20 protein-coding genes are annotated in these 22,331 nt (G+C 72.4%); 8 read left to right on the forward strand and 12 right to left on the reverse strand.

The window, feature by feature from the left end; genetic code table 11:
• Nucleotides 1-1,740 (reverse strand): thiamine pyrophosphate-binding protein, encoded by a 1,740-nt coding sequence (locus tag VFZ92_RS00290; RefSeq protein WP_330873580.1) that lies wholly within the window; start codon nt 1,738-1,740, stop codon nt 1-3.
• Between the two features lie 243 nt (nt 1,741-1,983).
• On the opposite strand from VFZ92_RS00290, the gene sucC reads away from it, so the two are divergent.
• Together sucC and sucD are read left to right on the forward strand one after the other, a co-directional pair.
• On the forward strand, nt 1,984-3,192 hold the full coding sequence (gene sucC / locus VFZ92_RS00295) for an ADP-forming succinate--CoA ligase subunit beta (RefSeq protein WP_330873581.1): 1,209 nt from the start codon (nt 1,984-1,986) through the stop codon (nt 3,190-3,192).
• Nucleotides 3,144-4,025 (forward strand): succinate--CoA ligase subunit alpha, encoded by an 882-nt coding sequence (gene sucD / locus VFZ92_RS00300; RefSeq protein ID WP_330873582.1) that lies wholly within the window; start codon nt 3,144-3,146, stop codon nt 4,023-4,025. Before sucC ends, sucD begins: the two co-directional genes overlap by 49 nt.
• Nucleotides 4,026-4,077: 52 nt before the next feature.
• On the opposite strand, the gene fdhD is transcribed toward sucD, so the two are convergent.
• From fdhD to VFZ92_RS00315, 3 genes are read right to left on the reverse strand one after another with little or no spacing between them, the layout of a single operon-like run.
• Nucleotides 4,078-4,881 (reverse strand): formate dehydrogenase accessory sulfurtransferase FdhD, encoded by an 804-nt coding sequence (gene fdhD / locus VFZ92_RS00305; RefSeq protein WP_330873583.1) that lies wholly within the window; start codon nt 4,879-4,881, stop codon nt 4,078-4,080.
• Nucleotides 4,772-5,347, reverse strand: a complete 576-nt coding sequence (locus VFZ92_RS00310) for a hypothetical protein (protein ID WP_330873584.1) — start codon at nt 5,345-5,347, stop codon at nt 4,772-4,774. The genes fdhD and VFZ92_RS00310 overlap by 110 nt, the downstream gene beginning before the upstream one ends.
• Nucleotides 5,344-6,648, reverse strand: a complete 1,305-nt coding sequence (locus VFZ92_RS00315) for an OFA family MFS transporter (protein WP_330873585.1) — start codon at nt 6,646-6,648, stop codon at nt 5,344-5,346. The genes VFZ92_RS00310 and VFZ92_RS00315 overlap by 4 nt, the downstream gene beginning before the upstream one ends.
• 95 nt (nt 6,649-6,743) lie before the next feature.
• Here VFZ92_RS00315 and VFZ92_RS00320 point away from each other — a divergent pair, with 95 nt between their 5' ends.
• The 4 genes from VFZ92_RS00320 to VFZ92_RS00335 all read left to right on the forward strand — a co-directional run bounded on the left by VFZ92_RS00320 (nt 6,744) and on the right by VFZ92_RS00335 (nt 13,613).
• Entirely contained in the window at nt 6,744-8,594 is a 1,851-nt protein-coding gene (locus tag VFZ92_RS00320; protein WP_330873586.1) for a molybdopterin molybdotransferase MoeA, read from the forward strand.
• A gap of 82 nt (nt 8,595-8,676) precedes the next feature.
• On the forward strand, nt 8,677-10,461 hold the full coding sequence (locus VFZ92_RS00325; RefSeq protein ID WP_330873587.1) for an HSP90 family protein: 1,785 nt from the start codon (nt 8,677-8,679) through the stop codon (nt 10,459-10,461).
• Complete coding sequence (locus VFZ92_RS00330) at nt 10,458-13,265, forward strand: hypothetical protein (protein WP_330873588.1); 2,808 nt, start codon at nt 10,458-10,460, stop codon at nt 13,263-13,265. Before VFZ92_RS00325 ends, VFZ92_RS00330 begins: the two co-directional genes overlap by 4 nt.
• 3 nt (nt 13,266-13,268) lie before the next feature.
• On the forward strand, nt 13,269-13,613 hold the full coding sequence (locus VFZ92_RS00335) for a hypothetical protein (RefSeq protein WP_330873589.1): 345 nt from the start codon (nt 13,269-13,271) through the stop codon (nt 13,611-13,613).
• Between the two features lie 19 nt (nt 13,614-13,632).
• On the opposite strand, the gene VFZ92_RS00340 is transcribed toward VFZ92_RS00335, so the two are convergent.
• From VFZ92_RS00340 to infC, 4 genes are all read right to left on the reverse strand, one after another.
• Entirely contained in the window at nt 13,633-14,484 is an 852-nt protein-coding gene (locus VFZ92_RS00340; RefSeq protein WP_330873629.1) for an RNA methyltransferase, read from the reverse strand.
• Nucleotides 14,481-14,873: a 50S ribosomal protein L20 gene (gene rplT / locus VFZ92_RS00345; protein WP_259629492.1), complete on the reverse strand. Its 393-nt coding sequence runs from the start codon at nt 14,871-14,873 to the stop codon at nt 14,481-14,483. The genes VFZ92_RS00340 and rplT overlap by 4 nt, the downstream gene beginning before the upstream one ends.
• Nucleotides 14,874-14,946: 73 nt before the next feature.
• On the reverse strand, nt 14,947-15,141 hold the full coding sequence (gene rpmI, locus VFZ92_RS00350) for a 50S ribosomal protein L35 (protein WP_259629493.1): 195 nt from the start codon (nt 15,139-15,141) through the stop codon (nt 14,947-14,949).
• A 67-nt stretch (nt 15,142-15,208) separates the two neighbouring features.
• Entirely contained in the window at nt 15,209-15,832 is a 624-nt protein-coding gene (infC, locus tag VFZ92_RS00355) for a translation initiation factor IF-3 (protein ID WP_330873590.1), read from the reverse strand.
• 294 nt (nt 15,833-16,126) lie between these two features.
• Here infC and VFZ92_RS00360 point away from each other — a divergent pair, with 294 nt between their 5' ends.
• Entirely contained in the window at nt 16,127-16,468 is a 342-nt protein-coding gene (locus VFZ92_RS00360; protein WP_330873591.1) for a DUF1844 domain-containing protein, read from the forward strand.
• Between the two features lie 612 nt (nt 16,469-17,080).
• On the opposite strand, the gene VFZ92_RS00365 is transcribed toward VFZ92_RS00360, so the two are convergent.
• Nucleotides 17,081-17,677 carry a hypothetical protein gene (locus VFZ92_RS00365; protein ID WP_330873592.1) on the reverse strand — a complete coding sequence of 199 codons (597 nt, stop codon included), beginning with the start codon at nt 17,675-17,677 and terminating at the stop codon, nt 17,081-17,083.
• Nucleotides 17,678-17,758: 81 nt separating this feature from the next.
• On the opposite strand from VFZ92_RS00365, the gene VFZ92_RS00370 reads away from it, so the two are divergent.
• Nucleotides 17,759-20,116, forward strand: coding sequence for an ATP-binding protein (locus VFZ92_RS00370; protein WP_330873593.1), 2,358 nt, complete (start codon nt 17,759-17,761; stop codon nt 20,114-20,116).
• 43 nt (nt 20,117-20,159) lie between these two features.
• On the opposite strand, the gene VFZ92_RS00375 is transcribed toward VFZ92_RS00370, so the two are convergent.
• Genes VFZ92_RS00375 through VFZ92_RS00385 form a run of 3 tightly spaced genes read right to left on the reverse strand, consistent with a single transcriptional unit; the run spans nt 20,160 to nt 22,274 of the window.
• The gene (locus tag VFZ92_RS00375) at nt 20,160-20,543 is read right to left on the reverse strand and encodes a Rid family detoxifying hydrolase (RefSeq protein WP_330873594.1); all 384 of its coding nucleotides are present in this window, start codon (nt 20,541-20,543) and stop codon (nt 20,160-20,162) included.
• A 13-nt stretch (nt 20,544-20,556) separates the two neighbouring features.
• Nucleotides 20,557-21,306, reverse strand: coding sequence for an IclR family transcriptional regulator (locus VFZ92_RS00380; RefSeq protein WP_330873595.1), 750 nt, complete (start codon nt 21,304-21,306; stop codon nt 20,557-20,559).
• Complete coding sequence (locus tag VFZ92_RS00385; RefSeq protein ID WP_330873596.1) at nt 21,303-22,274, reverse strand: sugar kinase; 972 nt, start codon at nt 22,272-22,274, stop codon at nt 21,303-21,305. Before VFZ92_RS00385 ends, VFZ92_RS00380 begins: the two co-directional genes overlap by 4 nt.
• Nucleotides 22,275-22,331: the final 57 nt, after the last annotated feature.

A 22,331-nucleotide genomic window follows, 5' to 3' on the forward strand; every position in this document is an offset into this window, starting at 1 on the left:
CTACTTGTACATGGTCTGGTTCATGGTTCCGGGCGCGTACGCGTCCGGGTCGACCCAGACGTTGATCAGCGAGGGCAGGCCGGACTCGCGGGCGCGCCGCAGGGCGGGTGCGATGTCCTCGGGGTCGCGCACCTCCTCGCCGTAGCCGCCGAGCATCGTGGCGAACTGGTCGTACTTCACGTCGCCGAGCGTGTTGCCGACGCGCTCGCGCTCCACGCCGTACTTCCGCGCCTGGCCGTAGCGGATCTGGTTCATCGACGAGTTGTTGCCGACGATGCCGACGAACGGCAGGTCGTAGCGGACCAGGGTCTCGAAGTCCCAGCCGGTGAGGCTGAACGCGCCGTCGCCGAACAGCGCGACGACCTCCTTGTCCGGGCGGGCGAGCTTGGCGGCGAGGACGAACGGCACGCCGACGCCGAGCGTGCCCAGCGGGCCGGGGTCCATCCAGTGGCCCGGAGACTTGGGCTGCACGACCTGGCCGGAGAACGTGACGATGTCACCGCCGTCGCCGATGTAGATCGAGTCCTCGGTGAGGAACTCGTTGATCTCGTGGACCAGCCGGTACGGGTGGATCGGCGACGCGTCCGACAGGAGCTGCGGCAGCCTGCGCTGCCTCGCCTGCTCCTCCACGCCGTGCAGCTCCTCCAGCCACGCCTTGCGGCCCACGGCGCCGTTGTCGACCCGTCCGGAGGCCGCCGCGGCGACCGCGGACAGCACGAGGCCCGCGTCGCCGACGATGCCGAGGTCGACGTCGCGGTTCTTGCCGACCGTGCGGTAGTCCAGGTCGACCTGCACGACCGTCGCCTTCGACGAGAGCCTGCGGCCGTAGCCCATGCGGAAGTCGAACGGGGTGCCGACGATGACGATGACGTCGGCGTTGTCGAACGCGTACCGGCGGGAGAGCTGGAAGTGGTGCGGGTCGCCGGGCGGGAGGCTGCCGCGGCCCGCGCCGTTCATGTAGGCCGGGATGTTGAGCTGCCGCACCAGGTCCACGGCCGCGGCGGTGCCCCGCGTCGTCCAGACCTGGCTGCCGAGCAGGATCGCGGGCTTCTTGGCGCCCACCAGCAGGTCCGCCAGCCGTTCCACGTCGGCGGGGTCGCCGCCGGAACGCGTGGAGGCGCGGTAGCGGCCCTCCTCGGGGACGCGGGCCTCGTCCACGGGAACCTTGGCGTCCAGGACGTCGCGCGGGATCTCCAGGAACGACGGGCCGGGAGCGCCGTGGTAGCACTCGCGGAACGCCATCGACACCAGGTCCGCGATGCGCGCGGTGGCCGGGACGGTGGCGGCGAACTTCGTGATCGGGGTCATCATGTCGACGTGCGGGAGGTCCTGGAGCGAGCCCATCTTGTGCTGGCTCAGCGATCCCTGGCCGCCGATCAGCAGCATCGGGCTCTCCGCGCGGAACGCGTTGGCCACACCGGTGACCGCGTCGGTGGTGCCGGGACCGGCCGTGACGACCGCGCAGCCGGGTGTGCCGGTGATGCGGGCGTAGCCGTCGGCCGCGTGCGCCGCCACCTGCTCGTGGCGCACGTCGATCACCTTGATGCCCTCGTCGACGCAGCCGTCGTAGATGTCGATGATGTGGCCGCCGCAGAGGGTGAAGATCGTGTCGATGCCCTCGGCCTTCAACGCCTTGGCCACCAGGTGTCCACCGGAGATCAGGTCCGGACCGGCTGGGGTGTCGTCGGTGCTGGGCGCAACGGTGCCGCCTGAGGCGGCCTCGGTCGCTGTCCGCGCCATTGCTGGTCAACTCCTTAGTTCGCTCCACTCGGCCGGTCCGGCTGGCCGCTCCGGTGATGTTCTCTGTAGATTGCATACCGTATGGGGTAGGCATATAGTTACGCCTCGTTGGGGCCGATGTCCAGAGGGCGTCAGGAAGATTTCGGTGACGTGACCCGGTCGGCCCGTTATCCCTCCCAGACCGGTCGCCGCACGGGGTCCCAGGCCCGTGCGGCCCGGTCGCGCGCAGAGAGGACGGCCGCCTTGGACCTCTACGAACACGAGGCGAGAGACCTGTTCGCCGCCCACGGAGTGCCGGTGCCCGCCGGGCTCGTCGCCACCACACCGGACCAGGCCCGCGCAGCCGCCACCTCGATCGGCGGAGCCGTGGTGGTCAAGGCGCAGGTCAAGACCGGCGGCAGGGGCAAGGCGGGCGGCGTGAAGTTCGCCCCGTCACCCGACGACGCGGCCACCGCGGCGGCCGCGGTCCTCGGCATGGACATCAAGGGGCACACCGTCCACGAGGTGCTGGTGACCGCGGCCTGCGAGATCGCCGCCGAGTACTACTTCTCGTTCCTGCTGGACCGGGCGAACCGGACCTTCCTCGCGATGGCCTCCGCGGAGGGCGGCGTGGAGATCGAGGAGATCGCCGCGTCCACCCCGTCCGCGCTCGCGCGGGTGCCGGTCGACGCGCTCGCGGGCGTCGACCTGGGCAGGGCTCGGGAGATCGTCGCCGCGGCGGGCCTCCCGGACGAGGTGGCGCCGGTCGTCGTCGCGCTGTGGGAGGTGTTCGTCGCCGAGGACGCCACGCTGGTCGAGGTCAACCCGTTGGCGCGCACCGCGTCCGGCGAGATCCTCGCGCTCGACGGCAAGGTCGTGCTGGACGGCAACGCCGCGTTCCGGCACCCGGCGCACGCCCGGTTCGCCGACCAGCACGCGGGCGACCCGCTGGAGCGGGCGGCGCACCGGAAGGGCCTCAACTACGTCAAGCTCGACGGCGAGATCGGCGTCATCGGCAACGGCGCCGGGCTGGTGATGTCGACGCTGGACGTCGTGGCGGACGCGAGCGCCGGACTGGGCGGGTCGGGACCGGCGAACTTCCTGGACATCGGCGGCGGCGCGTCGGCCCAGGTGATGGCCGACGGCCTGGAGGTCGTCCTCGGCGACCCCGGTGTGCGCAGCGTGTTCGTGAACGTCTTCGGCGGCATCACGGCGTGCGACGCCGTCGCCGACGGGATCGTGCGGGCGCTGGACATCCTGGGCGACCGTGCGCACAAGCCGATCGTCGTGCGACTGGACGGGAACAACGTGGATGCAGGACGCCGGATGTTGCACACCGCAGACCATCCACTGATCACTCTGGCGGACACCATGGACGGCGCGGCCCACCAGGCGGCCACGCTCGCGGCGCGGGGGGGTGTGAGGTGGCGATCTTCCTCGACGAGGGCAGTCGGGTCGTCGTGCAGGGCATGACCGGATCCGAGGGCACCAAGCACACGCGGCGGATGCTGGCCGCGGGCACGACCGTGGTCGGCGGCGTGAACGCCCGCAAGGCGGGGCAGGCGGTCGACTTCGACGGACGAGCGCTGCCGGTGTTCGGCGACGTGGCCGAGGCGATGGCGGAGACGGGCGCGACCGTGTCCGTGCTGTTCGTGCCGCCGAGGTTCGCCAAGGACGCGGTGGTCGAGGCCGTCGACGCCGGGATCGGGATGGCGGTCGTGATCACCGAGGGCATCCCGGTGCACGACACCGCCGCGTTCTGGGCGCACGCGGTGGAGTCCGGCCGGACGCGGATCATCGGGCCGAACTGCCCCGGCGTCATCTCCCCCGGCAAGGCCAACGCGGGCATCATCCCGGCCGACATCACCAAACCCGGCGTCATCGGGCTGGTGTCGAAGTCGGGAACCCTGACCTACCAGCTGATGCACGAGCTGCGGGACTTCGGCTTCTCCACGTGCGTCGGGATCGGCGGCGACCCGATCGTCGGCACCACGCACATCGACGCCATCGCCGCGTTCGAGGAGGACCCGGAGACCGAGCTGATCGTGATGATCGGCGAGATCGGCGGCGACGCCGAGGAACGGGCCGCCGAGTTCGTGCGGGACACCGTCTCCAAGCCGGTCGTCGGGTACGTCGCCGGGTTCACCGCGCCCGAGGGCAGGACGATGGGCCACGCGGGCGCGATCGTGTCCGGCTCGTCCGGCACGGCCGCGGCGAAGCAGGAAGCCCTGGAGGCGGCGGGGATCCGGGTCGGGCGCACGCCCGGCGAGACGGCTGCGCTGGTGCGGGCCGCGCTGGAGGCGTGAACCCCCGGGGCCTTCGGGGCTCGCGCTCCCGAAGGCCCCGGGGGAAGCCCGTTCACACCGGCGCGGGCACGAGACCCAGCCGGTGCGCTCCGGTGTAGACGTTCATCGACGGGCCGCGCAGGAACCCGACCAGCGTCAGGCCCATCTCCGCCGCCAGCTCGGCGGCGAGCGACGACGGCGCGGACACGGCGGCCAGCACCGGGATCCCGGCCATCACGGCCTTCTGCACCAGTTCGAACGACGCCCGTCCGCTGACCACGAGCACGGTCCCGGTGACGGGCAGCCAGTTCGACCGCGCCGCCCAGCCGATGACCTTGTCCACCGCGTTGTGCCTGCCGACGTCCTCGCGCAGGCACAGGAGTTCACCGCCTGCGGAGAACAGGCCCGCCGCGTGCAGGCCTCCCGTCCGGTCGAACACCCGTTGCGCCGCGCGGAGCTTGTCCGGCAGCGACGACAGCGTCGCCGGGTCGACCCGCAGCGGGTCGTCGCGCACCGACCACGTGGACGCCATCCGCACCGCGTCCAGGCTCGCCTTGCCGCACAGGCCGCACGACGACGTCGTGTAGAAGTTGCGCTCCACCGACGGGTCGGGTGGCGCGACGCCGTCGGCGAGGCTCACGTCCAGGACGTTGTAGGTGTTGACGCCGTCGGCCGTGGCGCCCGCGCAGTAGCGGATCGCGGCCACGTCCGACACCGCCCTGGTCACGCCCTCACCGACCAGGAACCCCGCGGCCAGGTCGAAGTCGTCACCGGGGGTGCGCATCGTGACGGACAGGGGTTTCCCGCCGACCCGGATCTCCAGGGGTTCCTCCACGGTCAGGGTGTCCGGCCGCGCGGTCGCCTTCCCCTCCAGCACGCGCAACACCCTGCGTCTGGTCGTCACTCTTCCCATTGGTCCACCAGTTCGTCGTCGGGTCGTGGCAGAGCGCCAGGCAGTCGGTCAGCAGCCGGTGCAGCACCTCGTCGCGGCGGTCCCCCGCCCTGAGGGCGATGATCCTGGTCGCGTGCGCGACGACGGTGGGCGCGATCAGCCTGCCGCGCAGCGGTTTGACGCCCGCCAGCGCCGCGCAGTGCAGGACCAGGTCCACGACCGGCGCTCGGGTCGTGCGCAGGAGCCGCGCGGCGAACGGGAACAGGAGTTGCCTGCCGTCGTCGGTGCACTCGTCGTTGACGGACCTGGCGATCGACGCCAGCACCGGGTGGACGGCGGCCGGGCGGTCCGACCAGACCTCACCCGCCAGCGTCGACACCAGTTCCAGCAGGCACTGGCCGTGGCCCGGCGTGGGGTGCCTGCCGCGCGACAGCCTCGGCGCGGCGGTCATGGCGTGGGGAGGAGTCGGGAGCGGCCCGGCTGCACCAGCGCCCTGGTGAGCAGCGCGCCGATCAGGCCGACGAGCCCGGCCGCGACGAACGCGACCGGGTAGCCGTGGCTGGTGACCACCGCGCCCGCGACGCCGATGCCGAGCACCCCGCCGAGCGCCTTCGCGCTGTAGAGGAGGCCGAAGTTCTGCAGGCCGCTCTCCTCGCCGAAGAACTCGCGGACCAGCGCCACCAGCAGGGTGTAGCAGCAGCCCGTGCCCAGGCCCGCCAGGCACGCGCCCCACAGCAGTGCGGCCGGGCTGTCGTGCGTGCCGCCCCAGAGCAGGACGAACTGGGCGGCGCTGCCGGTGAGCAGCGACAGGTACCAGGTGCGTCTGCGGCCGAGGTGGTCGGAGACGCGGCCGACCAGGACCCGGCCGCCGCCCGTGCAGGCGGCGAGCGCGCTGAGCGCCACCGCGGCCCACAGCGGGTCGGTGCCGCTGAACGTGGCCAGGAAGGCAAGGTCGAACAGCGACACGGCGGCCGCGAGCGCCACCGCGAGGAACATCGGCGCGCCCGCTCCGCTGCGCAGCGCTTCGGCGGGCAGGTACTGGCGGACCGCCGACTGGTTGCGCCGCCGGGCCTTGTCCAGCGCCCACGCGCGGGGTTCGACGTGCGCGGGCCACCAGTGCCGCGGCGGGTCCTTCAGCGTCACGCCCGCGGCGACGATGAGGACGAGCACCACCAGGGCGGCGATGTCGAGGAACGGGATCCTGCTGCCTGTGTCCAACACGAAGCCCGCGGCCAGCACGAAGGGCACGCAGCCGTAGGCGAACGCGCCGCTGACGATCCCCACCTTCGACGTCACACGCTCGGGGAACCAGCGGACCACGGTGCCCACGCAGGCCGCGTACACCAGGCCCGCGCCGACGCCTCCCAGCAGCGAGTAGCCCAGGTAGAGGACGGGGAGGCTGGTGGCGTGGGCCAGGGTCGCCAGCCCGGTCCCGCAGAGCACGCCGCCCGTGACCACGGCGAACGCCGGGGACAGGCGGCCCCGGTCGCGCAGCCGCGCGGCGGGGAACGCCGTGGCCGCTTGGCAGACGGTCCACAGCGCCAGCGCCCAGACCACGTCGGTCAGCCGGTGGGTCTCCACGAGCACCGGCACCACCGCGCCGAACCCGTACTGCTGGACCCCGGCGGCGAGCATCGCCGCCCAGGCGGACCACAGAACCCAGTTCCTCGACCGGCCCACCAGGTCCCGGTCCGTCTCGCCCACGCGGTAGCGCCTGCCGTAGACGTCCCGCATCTCCTGTGGTTCGGGCATACTCCCACCCCACTAACATTGGAGATCGTATACAGTATTAAGTAGCCTCTTGTATAACACCGCCCGTGCCGGATGTCCACGTCGGGAGCAATCTCATGACCAGCTGGCCAGAAGCCCGACAAGCGGCCCGAGACGCCGCGAAGCCCTTGGAGGCCGTGGAGGTGCCGCTGGCGGACGCGCTGGGCGCCACGCTCGCCGAGCCGCTCACCGCACACACCGCCATGCCCGCCTTCGACACGTCCGCGATGGACGGGTACGCCGTCGCCGGTCCTCCACCGTGGTCGCTGGTGGGGGAGGTTCGGGCGGGCGGGCGCCTGCTTCCGACGGGTGCCGGGTGGGTGGAGACCGGGCGGGCGAGTGCGCGGTGGGCGGCTGACGCATCGTCGACCGGGGTGGGTGTCGGCTGGACGGGTGTCGATCAGGCGAGTGCCGCGGAACCGACGCGGACGGGCGACGGGCGGGGGAACGCTGTTCGAGCGAGTGCCGCGGACCCGACGCGAGCAGGTGCCGCAGAGCCGCCGAGAGCGGAGGGACAGCGGATGGGCGCCGCGGAAACGATGCGAACAGGCGGTGAGCGAGCAGACGCGGGCCAGACCAGTGCCGTGGGGCCGGTGCGAACAGGAGCCGCAGAGCCGCCACAAGCGGAGGGGCAGCGGATGAGTGCCGCGGAAACGATGCGGACAAGCGGCAGGCGAGGAAACACTGTTCAAACGAGTGCCACGGAACCAACGCGAGCAGGTGCCTCAAAGCCGCCACCAACGGATGACCAGCAAGTGGGCACCACAGCACCGATACGAACAGGCGGCGGGCGAGCGAACACTCTTCAAGCGAGTGTCGCGGAACCGGTGCGAGCAGGTGCCGCGGAGCCGCCACCAACCAATGGCGGGCGGTTGGGTGCCGCGGAATCGACCCGCGTGGACGTGGTCGATCAGACTGGGCCCCCTGCGCAGTCCGCTCAATCGTGTGAATCGCGCGCAGACGCACGCCAACACGCACAGGCTTCGGGACACTGTATGCAGTCGACTGGACACCTCATCCTGTCGCCCGGTCAGGCTGTCGGTATCGCTACCGGCGCCCCAGTCCCCCGAGGCGCTGACGCGGTGCTGCCGATCGAGCGGGCCGTTCTCGTCGGCCGCACGGTCACCGGTGAGGTCCGCGCCGGTCAGCACGTTCGTCGCAGGGGTGAGGACTGCGAGCGGGGTCGGGAGCTGCTGCCCGCGGGCACGGTCGTCTCCCCCGCCGTTCTCGGGCTGGCCGCCGCTGCCGGTCACGACGTCCTGCGCGTCCACCGGAGGCCGCGGGTGGCGGTGGTGCTGACCGGTGACGAGGTGGTTCGGGCGGGAACACCGGGGGTCGGTCAGGTGCGGGACGCGATCGGGCCCGTGCTCCCCGGCGTGCTGGCCGCGGCCGGTGCCGAACTGGTGGACGTCGTGCACGTCCCCGACCAGGCGGAACCGCTGGCCGATGCGCTGCGGAGACAGGGCGTCGACGTCCTGCTCGTGGGCGGTGCGACCTCCAAGGGTCCAGCCGACCACCTGCGGACGGTGCTCGGAGAGCTGCGCGCCGACGTCCGGGTGGCCGGGGTCGGGTGCAGGCCGGGGCATCCGCAACTCCTGGCCGTCCTGCCGGACGGCCGGTGCGTCGTCGGGCTGCCGGGCAACCCGTTCGCGGCGCTCGGCGCGTGCGCCACGCTGGTGGAACCGCTGGTCGGAGCGTTGGCGGGGCGGTCGGTGAAACCGGCGGTCACCGCCCACCTGCGATCGGACGTGGTCGCGCACCCTCGGGACACCCGACTGGTTCCCGTGGTCCTGTCCGGTTCGACGGCCGCACCGGTCGGCCATGACCGTCCGGGCACGCTGTGGGGCGCGGCCCTCGCCGACGCGCTCGCCGTCGTCCCCCCGCGGTGGTCGGGCGGCCCGGTCGAGGTGCTGCACTTGCCCGGCTAGTGGAAACGAACGCCTGCGAGGCCACGCGGCGCACTAGGATCCGAGGTCCAGGCCACGCGACCCCGAGGTGAGCAGCACACCCATGTCCCACACCTTCGGTGTCGACCTGCGCGGAATGATCGACCTGCTCAGCCACCACCTCTACAGCAGCCCCCGCGTCTACGTGCGAGAACTGCTGCAGAACGCGGTCGACGCCATCACCGCGCGCCGCGCCCTCGACCCGGACGCTCCCGCCGAGGTGCACATCGAGCCCGTCGAGGTGACGGGGGGTGTGCTGCGCGTCACGGACACCGGGATCGGTCTGTCGGAGGACGAGGTCCACGACCTGTTGTCGACCCTCGGCAAGACGTCCAAACGAGACGACCTGGGGTTCGCGCGGCAGGGTTTCCTCGGGCAGTTCGGGGTCGGGATGCTGTCGGCCTTCCTCGTCGCCGAGGAGATCAGGTTGACCACTCGGTCAGCCGGGGGCGGTCCCGCGGTGCGGTGGACGGCGGACGCGTCCGGCAACTACCGGGTCGAGGTCGACGACGGCGCGCACGACGCGATCGGCACGACGATCGAGCTGGTGCCGAACCGCGACGCGGAGCACTGGCTGACGACGGACATGGTGCGGGTGCTGGTGACCGAGTACGGCGACCTGCTGCCGGTCGTGGTGCGCGTCGCGGGCGAGGTCGCGACGACCGGCGAGCTGCCGTGGGGGCGGCGGTCGGAGGAGACCGGCACCGACCTCGGCGAGCGGATGGCCGACTACGGCGAGGAGCTGTTCGGGTTCCGGCCGTTCGACGCCATCCCGATCGAGGTGCCCGCGGTGGGGCTGACCGGGGTCGCGTTCGTGCTGCCCGAGGGCGTGCACCCCGGCACGCGCCAGTCGCACCGGGTGTACCTGAAGCGGATGCTGGTCGGCGACGGCGTCGAAGGCCTGCTGCCGGACTGGGCGTACTTCGTGCGCTGCGTGGTCGACTCGTCGGCGCTGCGGCCGACCGCGAGCCGGGAATCCCTGTACCAGGATGAAACGCTGCTGGCCGTGCGCGACGAGCTGGGCAAGCAGGTGCGGGACTGGTTGGTGCGCCTGGACGCGACCGACCCGGACCGCACGTCGCAGCTCCTGTCCGCGCACCACCTCGGCATCAAGTCGCTGGCGCGCGCGGACGACGAGATGCTGCGGCTGGTCGAGCGCTGGCTGCCGTTCGAGACGACCGAGGGCGCGGTGCCGCTGCGGCAGTTCCGCCGGATGCACGGCACCGTGCTGTACGTGCCGAACGTGGACGAGTTCCGCCAGCTCGCCCCGGTCGCGCAGGCGCAGGGCATCGGGCTGCTGAACGCGGGCTACGCCTACGACGTGGAGATCCTGGACCGGTTGGTGGCGCTGGACGGCGCCGTGGCCGCGCGCCAGGTCGCGCCAGGCGAGCTGCTGGCCGCGCTGGACCACCCGGAGCCGCTGTTCGACTCCGAGCTGAAGTCGCGGCTGGCGGAGGCGCGGGGCGTGCTGGACCGCCACGACTGCGAGGCCGTGACGCGCGACTTCGACCCCGTGTCGCTGCCCGCGCTGCTCATCTCCAACGTGGACGGTGAGCGCAAGCGCGACGCCGAGGAGATCTCCGGTGAGGCGGACCCGCTGTGGGCGGAGCTGCTCGGCGAACTGCTGGGCGAGGCGTCGACGGCCAGCCAGCAGCTCGTGCTGAACTGCCGCAACCCGCTGGTGCGGAGGCTGGCCGCGCTGTCGGACCCGTCACTGGTCGAGCTGACCGTGGAATCCCTGTACGTGCACGCGCTGCTCCAGGCGCGGCGCCCGATGCGGCCCAAGGACACCGCAGCGCTCAACCGATCGTTCTTGGAGTTGCTCAACCGGGCCGTGGGGGACCGATGACCGACAAGCTGGCAGCCGAGGAGCAGTTCACCGAGGCCTACCACCTGCCGCCGGGCATGGCCCGGCACGAGGCGCTCGAACGCGCGGCGCGGGTCGCGGACGCGGCCGACCACCAGCAGCTCGCGGTGTCGTGCCGGGTGGCGCTGATCCGCTCCTGCTACGACCTCGGCCGCTACGACCTGATGCTGGCGCCGTTCGCGTGGTGCACCGCGGCGGAGAAGCGCGGCCCCGAGGACTTCGGGCGCTGGGAGTCGCACACGTTCGACTGGTGCCACAAGTGGATCGCCAACGGTCTGCGGCGCGACCCGCGGTTCAGCCTGGCGCAGCTCAACGCGGTGGTCGACCAGTTCGAGAACCGCTACCGGCAGCACGGCTTCTCGATGCAGCCGGTGCACGGCGTGCGGGCGACCCTCGCGCTGCACGTCGGCGACGACGAGGCGTACCGCGAGCACCTGACGAGGTTCCTCGCGCTCGACCGCGGTCCGATGAGCGACTGCGAGGCGTGCGTCGTGGAGGACCAGGCCGCCCACCTGACCCGCCTCGGGCGGCACGCGGAGGCCGTGGCGCTCGCGGAACCCGTGCTGCGGCAGGAAACCACGTGCTCGACGCAGCCGCAGGGCATCCTGACGGCGCTGCTGCCCGCGTTCGTCGCGCTGGGCGACCACGAGCGGGCGAGCAACGCGCACCTGGTGGCGTGCAGGCTGATCAAGGACGACGAGCTCACGAGCTACCTCAACGCGCACCTGGAGTTCTGCGCCACCTCGGGCCACGCGGCCAGGGGCGTGGACCTGCTCTCCGGGCAACTCCACCGCGTGCACCAGTCCACCAGCCCGGCCGAGGCGATGGACTTCGCCGCCGCCGCGGCCCTGCTGCTCAGCCGCGTCGGCGAGGACGTCCGGTTCGAGGTGCCGCAGGTCGACGGCGTCACCACCAGCAGCATGAGCGCGGGGGAACTGCGCGCCGAGCTGGAGGCGTCCGCGCTGTCGTGGGCCGAGCGCTTCGACGAGCGCAACGGCACGAGCGCCGTCGGCGACCGGGTGCGCGAAACGCTGGAGCGCCCCGACACCGGGCACGTGCCGCTGGCCGTTCCCGTCCTCACGCCCGCGGACGTCGTGGAGGAGCTGGACGAACTCGACCTCCCGTCGGACCCGGTCGAGCTGGCGGAGCGCGCCAACGCGGCGTTCGACGCGGGCGACTTCATCACCGGCAGCAGGCTGCTGCGGTCGCTGCCCGCGGACATGGACGCGCTGCTGCCGGACGCGCTGGCCGCGCAGCTCATGGCGAAGCGCTTGACCGCGAACGCGTCCCGGATCCCGCGCGAGCAGCTGCTGACCGGGTTCGCCGACGTCGTCGCCCAGCTCGCCGACGCGGGCGAGGCCGACCTGGCGAACCGCTACCGGGCTCGGCTGGCCGTGTGGCGGCTGCTGGAGGACGGGCTGGAGGCGAGCACCGCCGTGGCCCAGGAGTGCCTGACCGAGGCCGACGCGCACGGCAGGCCGTTCACCGCCGTGCTGGCCCGGCTCGTGCTGGCGGAGCTGCTCGACCACGCGCACGAGCACGAGCCCGCCGAGTTCCTGCTCGCCGAAGCGCACGCCCAGGCCACGGCGGAAGCGCCGGAGCTGGTGACCAGGGTGCGGGTGGACCAGGCCGAGCACCTGGCCCGCTGCCAGGACTTGGAGGGGGCGCTCGCCGCGGTCGCCGAGGTGCTGGCCGAGGACCTGCCGGAGAGCGTGCGGTTCGACGGGACGCGGATCAAGCTGCGGCTGGAAACCGTTCTGGGGCAAGGGGATGCGGCCGTGCGCACCGCCAACGCCCTGGTGGCGAGGGCGGCCCGGTACCCTGGGCGGTGGCGCGCTGAAGCGCAGCGGCTGCGGGCCGTGACCGTCGAGGAACTCGGCCTGGAGGCCACCCACCTGGGCGAGCTGCGCGAGGCCGTGGCCGCGTGCCGCGAGTACGGCGGCGACGCGCACACCGCGCAGGCGTGCTACTCGCTGAGCGGTGGCTACCTCAAGACCGGCAGGCTCGTGGAGGCGGCCGAGACGCTGGAGGAGGCGCTGAGGCTGGTCCAGTCGGCCGGGGTCGAGGCGGAACTGGGGCTCCAGGTGCGTTTCCGGCTCGGCCAGACGTGCGCGCAGCTCGGCGAGAACCAGGCCGCGCTGCGCCACCTGACGATCTCCCTGGAGCACATCGGCCCCGACGAGCACTGGCAGCGTGCGGTCGCGCTGGACGCGCTCGCCAACGCGCGCCGCAGGCTCGACCAGCTCGTCGAGTCGTCGCACACCTACTCCGAGGCCGCGCGGTTCTGGATGCTGATCGACCAGCCCGGTGAGGCCGCCGGGTCGTGGGTCGAGGCGGCGAACGTGCTGCCCGCGGGCGAGTCCACCGAGGGTCTGGCCGCGCTGGCCGAGGCGGAACGCCTGCTGCCCGGTATCGAGGACAGCGGCGTGCGCACGCACATCGCCGCGCGGATCGCCGCGATCAGGGCGTTCCTGCACGCGCAGGCTGGCGAGTACGACCTGGCGATCGAGCAGAACGCCCTGGCCGAGCAGGCCGCGATCGACCTGGAGGACGAGGGCTGGCAGGCGTTCCTCGTCGCGCGCGGTGGCCGGTTCCGGCTCCGGTCCGGTGACGCGGCGGCGGCGGAGACCGCCGCGCGGCGAGCCGCCGCGCTGCTCGGCGACGAGACTCCGGGCGAGGTGGTCGCGGAGGTCGTGTCGGTGCTGGAGGACGCGCTGACCGAACTCGACCGTCCAACCGGGACGGACCCGCTGGTGCGGGCGTTGACGGCGCGACTGGAGGGCTGAGGCGTGCGGTGGGTCGCCGTGGTCTCGCTGCTGCTCGCCGTGGTGGCGTGCGGGTCGCCCTCTCCCCCGCCCGCGGTGTCGTCCACGACGCAGGCCCCTCCCCCGCGTGATCCGGTGGTGCAGTGCGCGGACCGGCTGCTCTACTGGCTGGACCGGATCCGCACGTCGCCGGACGCGAGCGGGCTCGACTACCAGTCGATGGGGTTGACCGGTGCGGAGTACGAGGAGCTGATCAAGCTGCGGGAGCTGCCGCCCGCGCCGACCCCGCCGACGGCCGAGGCCACGGCGGCGTGCACCCGGCTCGAAGCGCTGCCGAAGCCGTCCACTGGATCGGCGTGGCCGGGTTAGCGCGGGTTCGCGCCCCGACTCACACCTTCCGCAGCGCCTTCGCCGAGGCGTAGAGGCACACCGCGGCGGCCGTCGCGAGGTTCAGGCTCTCCGCGCTGCCGTAGATCGGGACCTTGAGGGAGGTGTCCAGGGTCGCGATGACGGTGTCCGGGAGGCCGTGGGCTTCGCTGCCGAACACCCACGCCGTGGGGTGGCCGAGGTCGCCGCGGTGGTCGGCGGTGTCCAGGTCGTCGGTCGCGTAGCCGTCGGCGGCGACGAGCGTGAGACCCGCCGTGCGGCAGGCGTCGAAGACCTCGTCCGCGTCGCGGGCGCGGGTGATGGGCAGGTGGAACAGGCTGCCGGTGGAGGCGCGCACGCACTTGCCGTTGTGCGGGTCGACGGTGTCGCCCGCGAAGATCACCGCGTCGGCGCCCGCCGCGTCGGCGACGCGGACGACCGTGCCCGCGTTGCCGGGGTCGGTGACGCCGTGCAGGACGGCGACCAGTCGCGGCGTGCCGCGCAGCGCGACGTCCAGCGGCACGTCGACCGGATCGCACACGGCGAGGAGGCCCTGGGGCGTCACGGTTTCCGAGAGGCCTGCGGCGGCCTTGTCGGTGATCACGCTGATCCGCACGCCCGCGTCGACCGCGGCGTGCACGATCGGCTGGTTGCGTTCGGCCGCGGTGTCCGTGACGAACAGCTCGTGGACCCGGCCGCGCCCCGAGGCGGACCAGGCGAGCGCCTCGCGGACGGCTTGGGCGCCCTCGGCGAGGAATTGTTCTGCGCGGTCCCTGCCCGGACGGCGGGTCAGCCTCCGAGCAGCAACGACCCGAGGTGTCCGTTCGGTGAACGGAGCTGCCTCGGGTCGTTGTGCGCGAGTGTGGTCGCTCAGGCCTTGTCCTCGGCCAGCGGCGCGTTCACGTCGTCGGGCATGGCGGCCTTGGCCAGCTCGACGATCGCGGTGAAGGCGGCCGGATCGCTGACGGCCAGCTCGGCCAGGATCTTGCGGTCGACCTCGATCTCGGCCAGACGCAGACCCTGGATGAAGCGGTTGTAGGTCATGCCGTTCGCGCGGACCGCGGCGTTGATGCGCTGGATCCAGAGCTTGCGGAAGTCGCCCTTGCGCGCACGGCGGTCGCGGTACGCGTAGCCGAGCGAGTGGAGCACCTGCTCCTTGGCCTTGCGGTACAGCCTCGAGCGCTGGCCGCGGTAGCCGCTGGCGAGCTCAAGGGTGGTACGGCGCTTCTTGTGGGCGTTCACGGCCCTTTTGACGCGTGCCACTGTTCATCCTGTCGATCTCGTGGGGCCCGGCGGGTGGCGCCGGGGCCCCGGTGTCCAAGGGGGTGGGGCAGGCTCAGATGCCGAGCAGCTTCTTCAGGCGAGGCACGTCGTTCTTCGCGACCTCGACCGTGCCGCTGAGCCGCCGGGTCAGCTTGCTCGACTTCTTCTCGAGCAGGTGGCGCTTGCCCGCCTTCTCGCGAAGCAGCTTGCCGCTACCGGTGACCCTGATCCGCTTGGAGGTCCCTTTGTGCGTCTTGTTCTTCGGCATTTCCGTCCTCGTCTCGTGCTGCCACCGGGATGGGGCGGCCATGCGCCTTGCGGCCGAAGCCGCAAGATCACTCCTGCGCTGTACCCGCGTCCTGCTCGGACGCGACGTCCACACCGTCGCCGTAGTCCGGCTTCAGGGGACGGGTCTTCGTGGTCTTGTGCGGCGCCAACACCATGATCATGTTGCGGCCGTCCTGCTTCGGGTTGGACTCGACGAAGCCCAGCTCGGCGACGTCCTCCGCCAGTTTCTGCAGCAGCCGGTAACCCAGTTCCGGACGCGACTGCTCGCGACCGCGGAACATGATGGTCACCTTGACCTTGTTACCACCGGACAGGAACCGGGCCACGTGGCCCTTCTTCGTCTGGTAGTCGTGCGGGTCGATCTTCGGCCGGAGCTTCTGCTCCTTGATGACCGTCAGCTGCTGGTTGCGGCGTGACTCGCGGGCCTTCTGCGCGCTCTCGTACTTGAACTTGCCGTAGTCCATGAGCTTGCAAACCGGCGGCCGAGCCTGCGCGGCGACCTCCACGAGGTCAAGATCCGCTTCCTGGGCGAGTCGGAGCGCGTCCTCGATGCGAACGATCCCGACCTGCTCGCCGTTCGGTCCAACTAGACGGACCTCCGGCACCCGAATGCGGTCGTTGATGCGCGGCTCGGTGCTGGCGGGAGCACCTCGGTTCGAGGGACTTGTCATTCACGTCCTTTGAGACTCGTTGTGCGCCAAAAACAAGAGCCCCGACACCATTGCTGGTGCGGGGCCCGCCTCCGACCGATCACCCGAGCCGACGCGCGAACGCGTCAGGCAGAACGGCACGGTGGCCTTCTGCTGGGACCGGAACCCGGCCGCCTTGACGGCTGCACGGGTGGGAGCGGGGCTCCACTTGCCGCCCTCGCACGAACGAGGGCTGGTCGCGCCGTAAAGAGTAGCAGATGCGGTTGTCAACCCCCGAATCGGCGACCCACTCGGGCGTCTTGCGACAATGGCGGGGTGACCGAGCAGCCCGAAGTCGACGTCCGCGACCTGTCCGAGGTGCCCAGCATCGAGGTGATCAGCAGGGCGGCCGTCATGCTGCTGTCCGCCGCCGCCGAACGCCTCGGCCTGGCCGACGAGGATCCCGACACGAGCCCCCGCCGCGACCTCGACGAGGCGCGCAGGCTGATCACCGCGCTGGCCGGGTTGATCACCGCGTCGGTCGAGTACCTGGGACCGCACGCGGGGCCGTTGCGGGACGGGCTCCAGTCGGTGCAGCGGGCGTTCCGGGAGGCGTCGGTGGTGCAGGACGCGCCGGGCGCCGGACCGGGTGAGAAGTACACGGGTCCGGTGTACTGACCGCTCGACCCCGACGACAGCAGGCAGTCGTCTGCATGCAGGCGGTCTGCGGGTGGGTTCGGTGACGCGAGCACCTGGATCACGAGGTGGGTCCGGTGAGGGCCTGGCGGCGGTAGACAGGGGCGAGGGTTCCGGGCCGGCTTGACGAGCGCTTGAGCTGAGCGCTTGAGCTGGGCGGGTGGACTGGGCGGGCGGGCTCGCGGGGGTCAAGATCGGCCTACAGCCGCACGACCAGCATGCCCACAGGCCCCAGGCCAACGCGACGACCCGCTCACCCCTGGCGAACGGGCTCGCGTGGACTTGGATCGACTCACCGGCACAGCAACAAGCAGGCGCACAGCCACCGATCAGCCTGCCGAGCAGTCGACCTCGGCGATTGGACCCGCGGAGTCCGGGACAGGCCTATCGGTGCATCGACTCCGGCGACGGTAGGCAGCCCGCATTCTCAGCCTTGCCTGCTGGCTCCAGACAGCGGTGAACAGGCTGACGCTCCAGCCCATCCCCCGTTTGATCCGCCCACAACGAACCTAGGCGCGCCCACTACTAGCCGACTGGATTTTGCATACAGAATTCCGTAGACCAGATACCGTAGGCCAAAGGCCGGCAGGCGGCCTACCCGCGAATGCCCAGCCGCGCCAACCTGCGCGATGCCAGCGTCGCGATCACCTCGGGGTCCCCGCGCCGCCAGCCGTCCACCGGATCGCCGTCGAACCTCGCCAGCTGCGCGAGCGACATGGTGTTGAGCGCGTGCAGTGCCAGCAGGTCGGTGCGGCCCGTGTCGCGGAGCCGCCTGGCGGCGAACGCCCTGCGCGCGAACCGCACCCGCAGCGGCAGCCAGGTGATCAGCAGGAACACGACGGGCAGGACGATCAGCGCCACCGTCAGCCACAGGGCGACCGTCTCCACCGCCTCGATCTGCGAGCGGCCGACGTCGGACAGGGTCGTGCCCGCGTCGGTGCCCTTGCCCAGGGCGCCTGCCAGGTCGTCACCGACCACCGGCACGCGGCCCGCGCTGCCCGCCGCGTCGGAGAAGGCGTCGTGGACGCGGTTGCCCGCGCTGACCAGGCCGTCGCCGGGGGCTCGGGCGGCGAGGACGCCGTCCCGTGCGCCCAGCGCGAACCAGACCCAGAACGCGACCCAGCCGAGCGCCAGCACGTCGGCGATGACCTGACGGGTGAACCGCGCGGCGCCGTCCGCGTACCACTTCATGCGCACCACTTCATGCGCAACGTCTATCAGCACAGCGGTTCGACGGGTAGCGCCGGGTGGCCGCCCGCTAATGTGCGGTCGGTGTCCACGACGTTCGGCGACCTGCTCCGCACCCACCGCGTCCGTTCCGCTCTGACGCAGGAGGAGTTGGCCGCCGGGTCCGGTGTGAGCGTGCGCGCGATCAGCGACATGGAGCGCGGTCGGGCGAAGGGGCCGCAGCGGCGGACGGTGGAGGCGCTGGCGCGGGTGCTCCGGCTCGACGGCGAGGAGCTGCGGGAACTGGTCGACACCGCGAAGGCCGGGCGGATGCGCCACCAGGCCCCGGCGGCGCCGTGGGCGCTGCCGCCGGACGTGCCGGACCTGACGGGGCGGGTCGAGGAGCTGCGGCGGCTGGAGCGGGTGGCGGCCGGGGGGCGGGCCACGGAGGTCGTCGTGGTGCACGGGCCGCCGGGCGCGGGCAAGACGACGCTGGTGGTGCACGCCGCGTACCGGTTGGCGGACCGCTTCCCGGACGGCTGCCTGTTCGTGAACCTGCGCGGCATGGACGCGCGGCCGGTGCCGCCGGGCGAGGTCATGCACAAGGTGCTGCGGACGCTGGGGGTCGCGGAGGACCGGATCCCGGCGGTCGACGAGGAGCGCGCCTCGCTGTACCGGGCGGAGCTGCGCGGGCGGTCGACGGCGCTGGTGCTGGACAACGCGGCCGACGAGGCGCAGGTGCGGCCCCTGCTGGCGACCGGGTCGTCGTCGCTGGTGCTGGTCACGTCGCGGCAGACCCTGGGGGGGCTGGAGGTGGGTACCAGGCTCGCGCTGGACGTGCTGTCGAGCGCGGAGTCCGTGCGGCTGCTGGGCGCGATCACCGGTCTGGAGCGGGTGTCCGCCGAACGGGCGGCGGCCGAACGGGTCGCCGACCTGTGCGGGCACCTGCCGCTGGCGCTGCGGATCGCGGGCAACCGGCTGGCGAGCAGACCGCGCTGGACGGTCGGGCACCTGGCCGAGCAGCTGGGCGACGAGGGGCGCAGGCTCAGCGCGCTCACGTCCGGCGACCTGCGGGTTCGGGCCGCTTTCCTGATGTCGTACCAGCACCTGAACGCGCGGGCGGCGCTGGTGTTCCGGCGGATGTCGCTGGTGCCCGGCGGGGACGTGACGCCCGCGCTGGTCGCGGTGGCGGCGGGGGTCGAGGAGGACGCGGCCGAGGAGACGCTGGAGGAGCTGGTCGACGCGAGCCTCGTGGAGGTGTCGGCGACCGCGGGCCGGTACGTGTGCCACGACCTGCTGCGGGTGTTCGCGCGGGAACGGCTGGGCGCGGACGAGACGGACGAGGCCGTCGACGAGGCGCGGTGGCGGACGATCGACTGGCTGCTGCGCGAGGCGCGGGCGTCGGCGCGGGTGTTCGGGCCGAACGGGGCGGCCGGGGACCGGGAGAAGGCGGCGGCGTGGCTGCACCGGGAGACGGGCCACTGGATCGGCGCGCTGCGGTTGGCGCACGCCGCGCGGCGGCACCGGACGGTGCTGGACGTGGCGACGGCGATGCACTGGTACTCCGACCAGCGCGGTGACGGCGTGCTGTGGCACGAGGTGTTCCGCTACGGCGTGGACGCGGCCCGCGCGCTCGGCAGCAGGCGCGACGAGGCCGTGCAGCTCAACTTCCTGTGCTGGACGCTGTGCGTGCTCCTGGACCAGCAGAACGCGGCGCTGGTGGTGCACGAGCAGGCGTGGGCGGCGGCGGTCGACTGCGGTGACCCGCTGGAGCAGGCGTGGGCGCTGTACTACCGGTCGGCCATCGAACGGCGCCTGGGACGGTTGGACGAGGCGAGGGCGTTCGCCGTGCGGGCCGTGGAGGGGTTCGAGGCGGCGGGCGACGAGCTGTCGGTGCAGTTCGCCCTGTCGAACCTGGGGATCCTGCTGCACCTGTTCGGCCGGTACGCCGAGTCGGCCGAGGTGCACCGCAAGTGCGTGGCCTTCCACCGCGCCCGCGTCGAGGAGAAGCCGGACGGGCACGACCGCGAGACGCTGGCGGTGAACCTGCTGCGGCTGGCCGCGAACCTGATCGCGCTGCGGGACTGGGACGGGGCGCGCGCGGCGTCCGAGGAGGCGCTGGTGCTGGCGCGGTCGTCGCAGGCGCGCAACACCGAGTCGGACGCGCTGTTCCGGCTCGGCGCGGTGCTGCACGGGCAGGGCGACGCGGCGGACGCGGTCGTGCGGCTGCGGGAGGCCGTGGCCGCGGTCAACCCGATGCGCACGACGGCGCTGGTGGAGATGCTGGGCCTGCTCGCGACCGCGCACGACGACCTCGGCGAGCACGACCTGGCCAGGTCGTGCCGGTCGCGGGCGCTGGACATCTGCTCGCGGTCGGAGACCGCGACGACGCGCGCGTTCGCCGACGAGCTGCGCCGGGCGCTGGACGCCCCGCCCGAGGTGCGGCGCGACGGGCACGCGTGACGCGGACCGGGACCGCCACCGGAGGGCGGCCCCGGTCGTCGGGTCAGTCGCCGAGCACGGCCAGCGCGTCGATCTCCACCAGCAGGCCTGCCGGGAGGCCCACGTACACGGTCGTGCGGGCGGAGTACGGCTCGGTCATGAACTCGCCGTAGGCGTCGTTCATCTCGCCGAAGTGGGCGGTGTCGGTGAGGTACACGCGCAGCATCACGACGTCGTCGAAGCTCGCGCCCGCGGCCTCCAGCACGGTGGCCACGTTGCGCAGGGTCTGCGCGGTCTGCTCCTTCACCGTGTCGCCGACGATCGCACCGGTCTCGGCGTCGAACGCGACCTGACCGGCGACCTGGAGGATGTTGCCCTTGCGGACGGCCTGCGAGAACTTCGCGATGGGCTTGGGCGCGGAGTCGGTGTGGATCTCGATCTTCGGCAAGGTGGGAACCTCTCTAGTCGCGCGGCGTGTAGCCGCACTCGATGGACGCCGCTCGCGCCGTGGCGAGCAGGTTGGGCACGAGGGCCAGCAGGCCCTCGAGGTCGAGCAGCACCTTGGGGACGGACATCGAGACGGCCGCCACCACCTCACCGCGGGAGCCGCGGATCGGCGCGCCGATGCAGTGGATGAAGTCCTCGTGCTCGGAGTTGTCCATCGCGTACCCGCGGTCGCGCACGCGTTCCAGCTCGGCCAGGTACGCGGTGGGGTCGGTGATCGTGTTCGCGGTGAGCCTCGGGTACTCCATGGACTCGGCGATCTCGCGCCGCTTGGCCTCCGGCAGGTCCGCCAGCAGCACCTTCGCCACGGCCGTGCAGTGCAGCGGCGCGCGGCGGCCGACGCGGGAGTACATGCGCATCGGGTGCGTGCTGTCGTACTTGTCGATGTAGATCACCTCGCCGCCCTCGTAGCTCGCGAGGTGGACGGTGTAGCCGGTGAGCGCGTTCAGCTCGCGCAGCGCGGCTTCGGCGCTGCGGCGGACGTCCCGCTCCTCCAGCGCGCGGTTGGCGAGGTCGAACAGCGCGGTGCCGAGCCGGTAGTGGTGCACGCCCTCGCGCTGCACGAACCGGTGCGACTCCAGGGTTCTCAGCAGCCTCAACGCGGTCGACTTGTGCACGTCGACCACGCCGGACAGCTCCTCCAGCGTCTTGGGGCCGGTCGCGAGCTCGCCGACGAGCGTCAACGCGCGGTCCAGGCTCTGGCTCATGGGCTCTCCCGTAGGTGCGCCGCAGCCCAGGTGGGCCCGTCGGCGTCGAGCAGCGGTCCGGTGACCGCGGCGGGCAGCGGCCGCCCGACGTCCTCGGTGGTCAACAGCACGGCGGCCGCCTGGAGGTGACCCGCACGCAGTCGCCTGGCCGGAGGGTTCCCGGCCAGGTGGGCGGCAAGATAACCCGCCGCGAACGCGTCACCCGCGCCGACCGGCTCGACCACGTCCACGCGCAGCGCGGGCTGGTAGGTGTGGACGTCGCCCTCGACGAGCGTGGCGCCCCTCTCCCCCTGCTTCACGACGATGCTCGCCGGGTCGGGGAGCAGGGCGCGCAGCTCGTGCGGGTCGCCGGTCCCCCACACCGCCTCGGCCTCGTCGGCACCGGCCAGGACCACGTCGGCGGCGTTGGCCAGCTCGCGCAGCACGGCCGGGTCGCGGTCGCGCCACAGCGCGGGCCGCCAGTTGAGGTCGAACGACACCAGGTGACCGTCCCGCGGTCCGGTCAGGACCTCCCGCAGCAGTGCGAGGCAGCTGTCGGACAGGGCCGCGGTGATGCCGCTTACGTGCACCAGCCGCACGTCCGCGAGGTCGACGCCGTCCAGCGCCCCCGGTCCCAGCGCCGAGGCGGCGGACCCCCGCCGGTAGTAGCGGACCGGGCTCCCCGAGGCGTCGGCCTCCTTCACGTACAGGCCCGTCGGCCGGTCCGGGTCGACGTGCACGGCGCTCACGTCCACGCCCGCGCCGCCGACCTCGTCCAGCACGGCGCGACCGAACGCGTCCGCGCCGACCGCGCTCACCCACGAACTGGTGACGCCCAGTCGGGCGAGATGACAGGCCACATTGGACTCGGCGCCGCCGATCGCCCTGCTCCAGTGTCGTACGCCGTGCGCGGGACCGGGTTCGGCAGGCACCATCACGACCATCGTCTCGCCCAGGCAGACCACACCGCCCGCTTGTTCGAACCTCATCCGCTTCTTTCCTCCGGACTTGCTCGTTGACGGCGGGTCAGGCGAATGTTACACACT

Source organism: Umezawaea sp. (assembly GCF_036375055.1).
In the GTDB taxonomy this organism is placed as follows: domain Bacteria; phylum Actinomycetota; class Actinomycetes; order Mycobacteriales; family Pseudonocardiaceae; genus Umezawaea.

Excerpts from the sequence above, each read along its gene's own strand:
- VFZ92_RS00290 (WP_330873580.1), bottom strand. The coding sequence starts at position 1,740 with ATGGCGCGGACAGCGACCGAGGCCGCCTCAGGCGGCACCGTTGCGCCC.
- VFZ92_RS00310 (WP_330873584.1), bottom strand. The coding sequence starts at position 5,347 with ATGACCGCCGCGCCGAGGCTGTCGCGCGGCAGGCACCCCACGCCGGGC.
- VFZ92_RS00315 (WP_330873585.1), bottom strand. The coding sequence starts at position 6,648 with ATGCCCGAACCACAGGAGATGCGGGACGTCTACGGCAGGCGCTACCGC.
- VFZ92_RS00320 (WP_330873586.1), top strand. The coding sequence starts at position 6,744 with ATGACCAGCTGGCCAGAAGCCCGACAAGCGGCCCGAGACGCCGCGAAG.
- VFZ92_RS00325 (WP_330873587.1), top strand. The coding sequence starts at position 8,677 with ATGTCCCACACCTTCGGTGTCGACCTGCGCGGAATGATCGACCTGCTC.
- VFZ92_RS00330 (WP_330873588.1), top strand. The coding sequence starts at position 10,458 with ATGACCGACAAGCTGGCAGCCGAGGAGCAGTTCACCGAGGCCTACCAC.
- rpmI (WP_259629493.1), bottom strand. The coding sequence starts at position 15,141 with ATGCCGAAGAACAAGACGCACAAAGGGACCTCCAAGCGGATCAGGGTC.
- infC (WP_330873590.1), bottom strand. The coding sequence starts at position 15,832 with ATGACAAGTCCCTCGAACCGAGGTGCTCCCGCCAGCACCGAGCCGCGC.
- VFZ92_RS00365 (WP_330873592.1), bottom strand. The coding sequence starts at position 17,677 with ATGAAGTGGTACGCGGACGGCGCCGCGCGGTTCACCCGTCAGGTCATC.
- VFZ92_RS00380 (WP_330873595.1), bottom strand. The coding sequence starts at position 21,306 with ATGAGCCAGAGCCTGGACCGCGCGTTGACGCTCGTCGGCGAGCTCGCG.
- VFZ92_RS00385 (WP_330873596.1), bottom strand. The coding sequence starts at position 22,274 with ATGAGGTTCGAACAAGCGGGCGGTGTGGTCTGCCTGGGCGAGACGATG.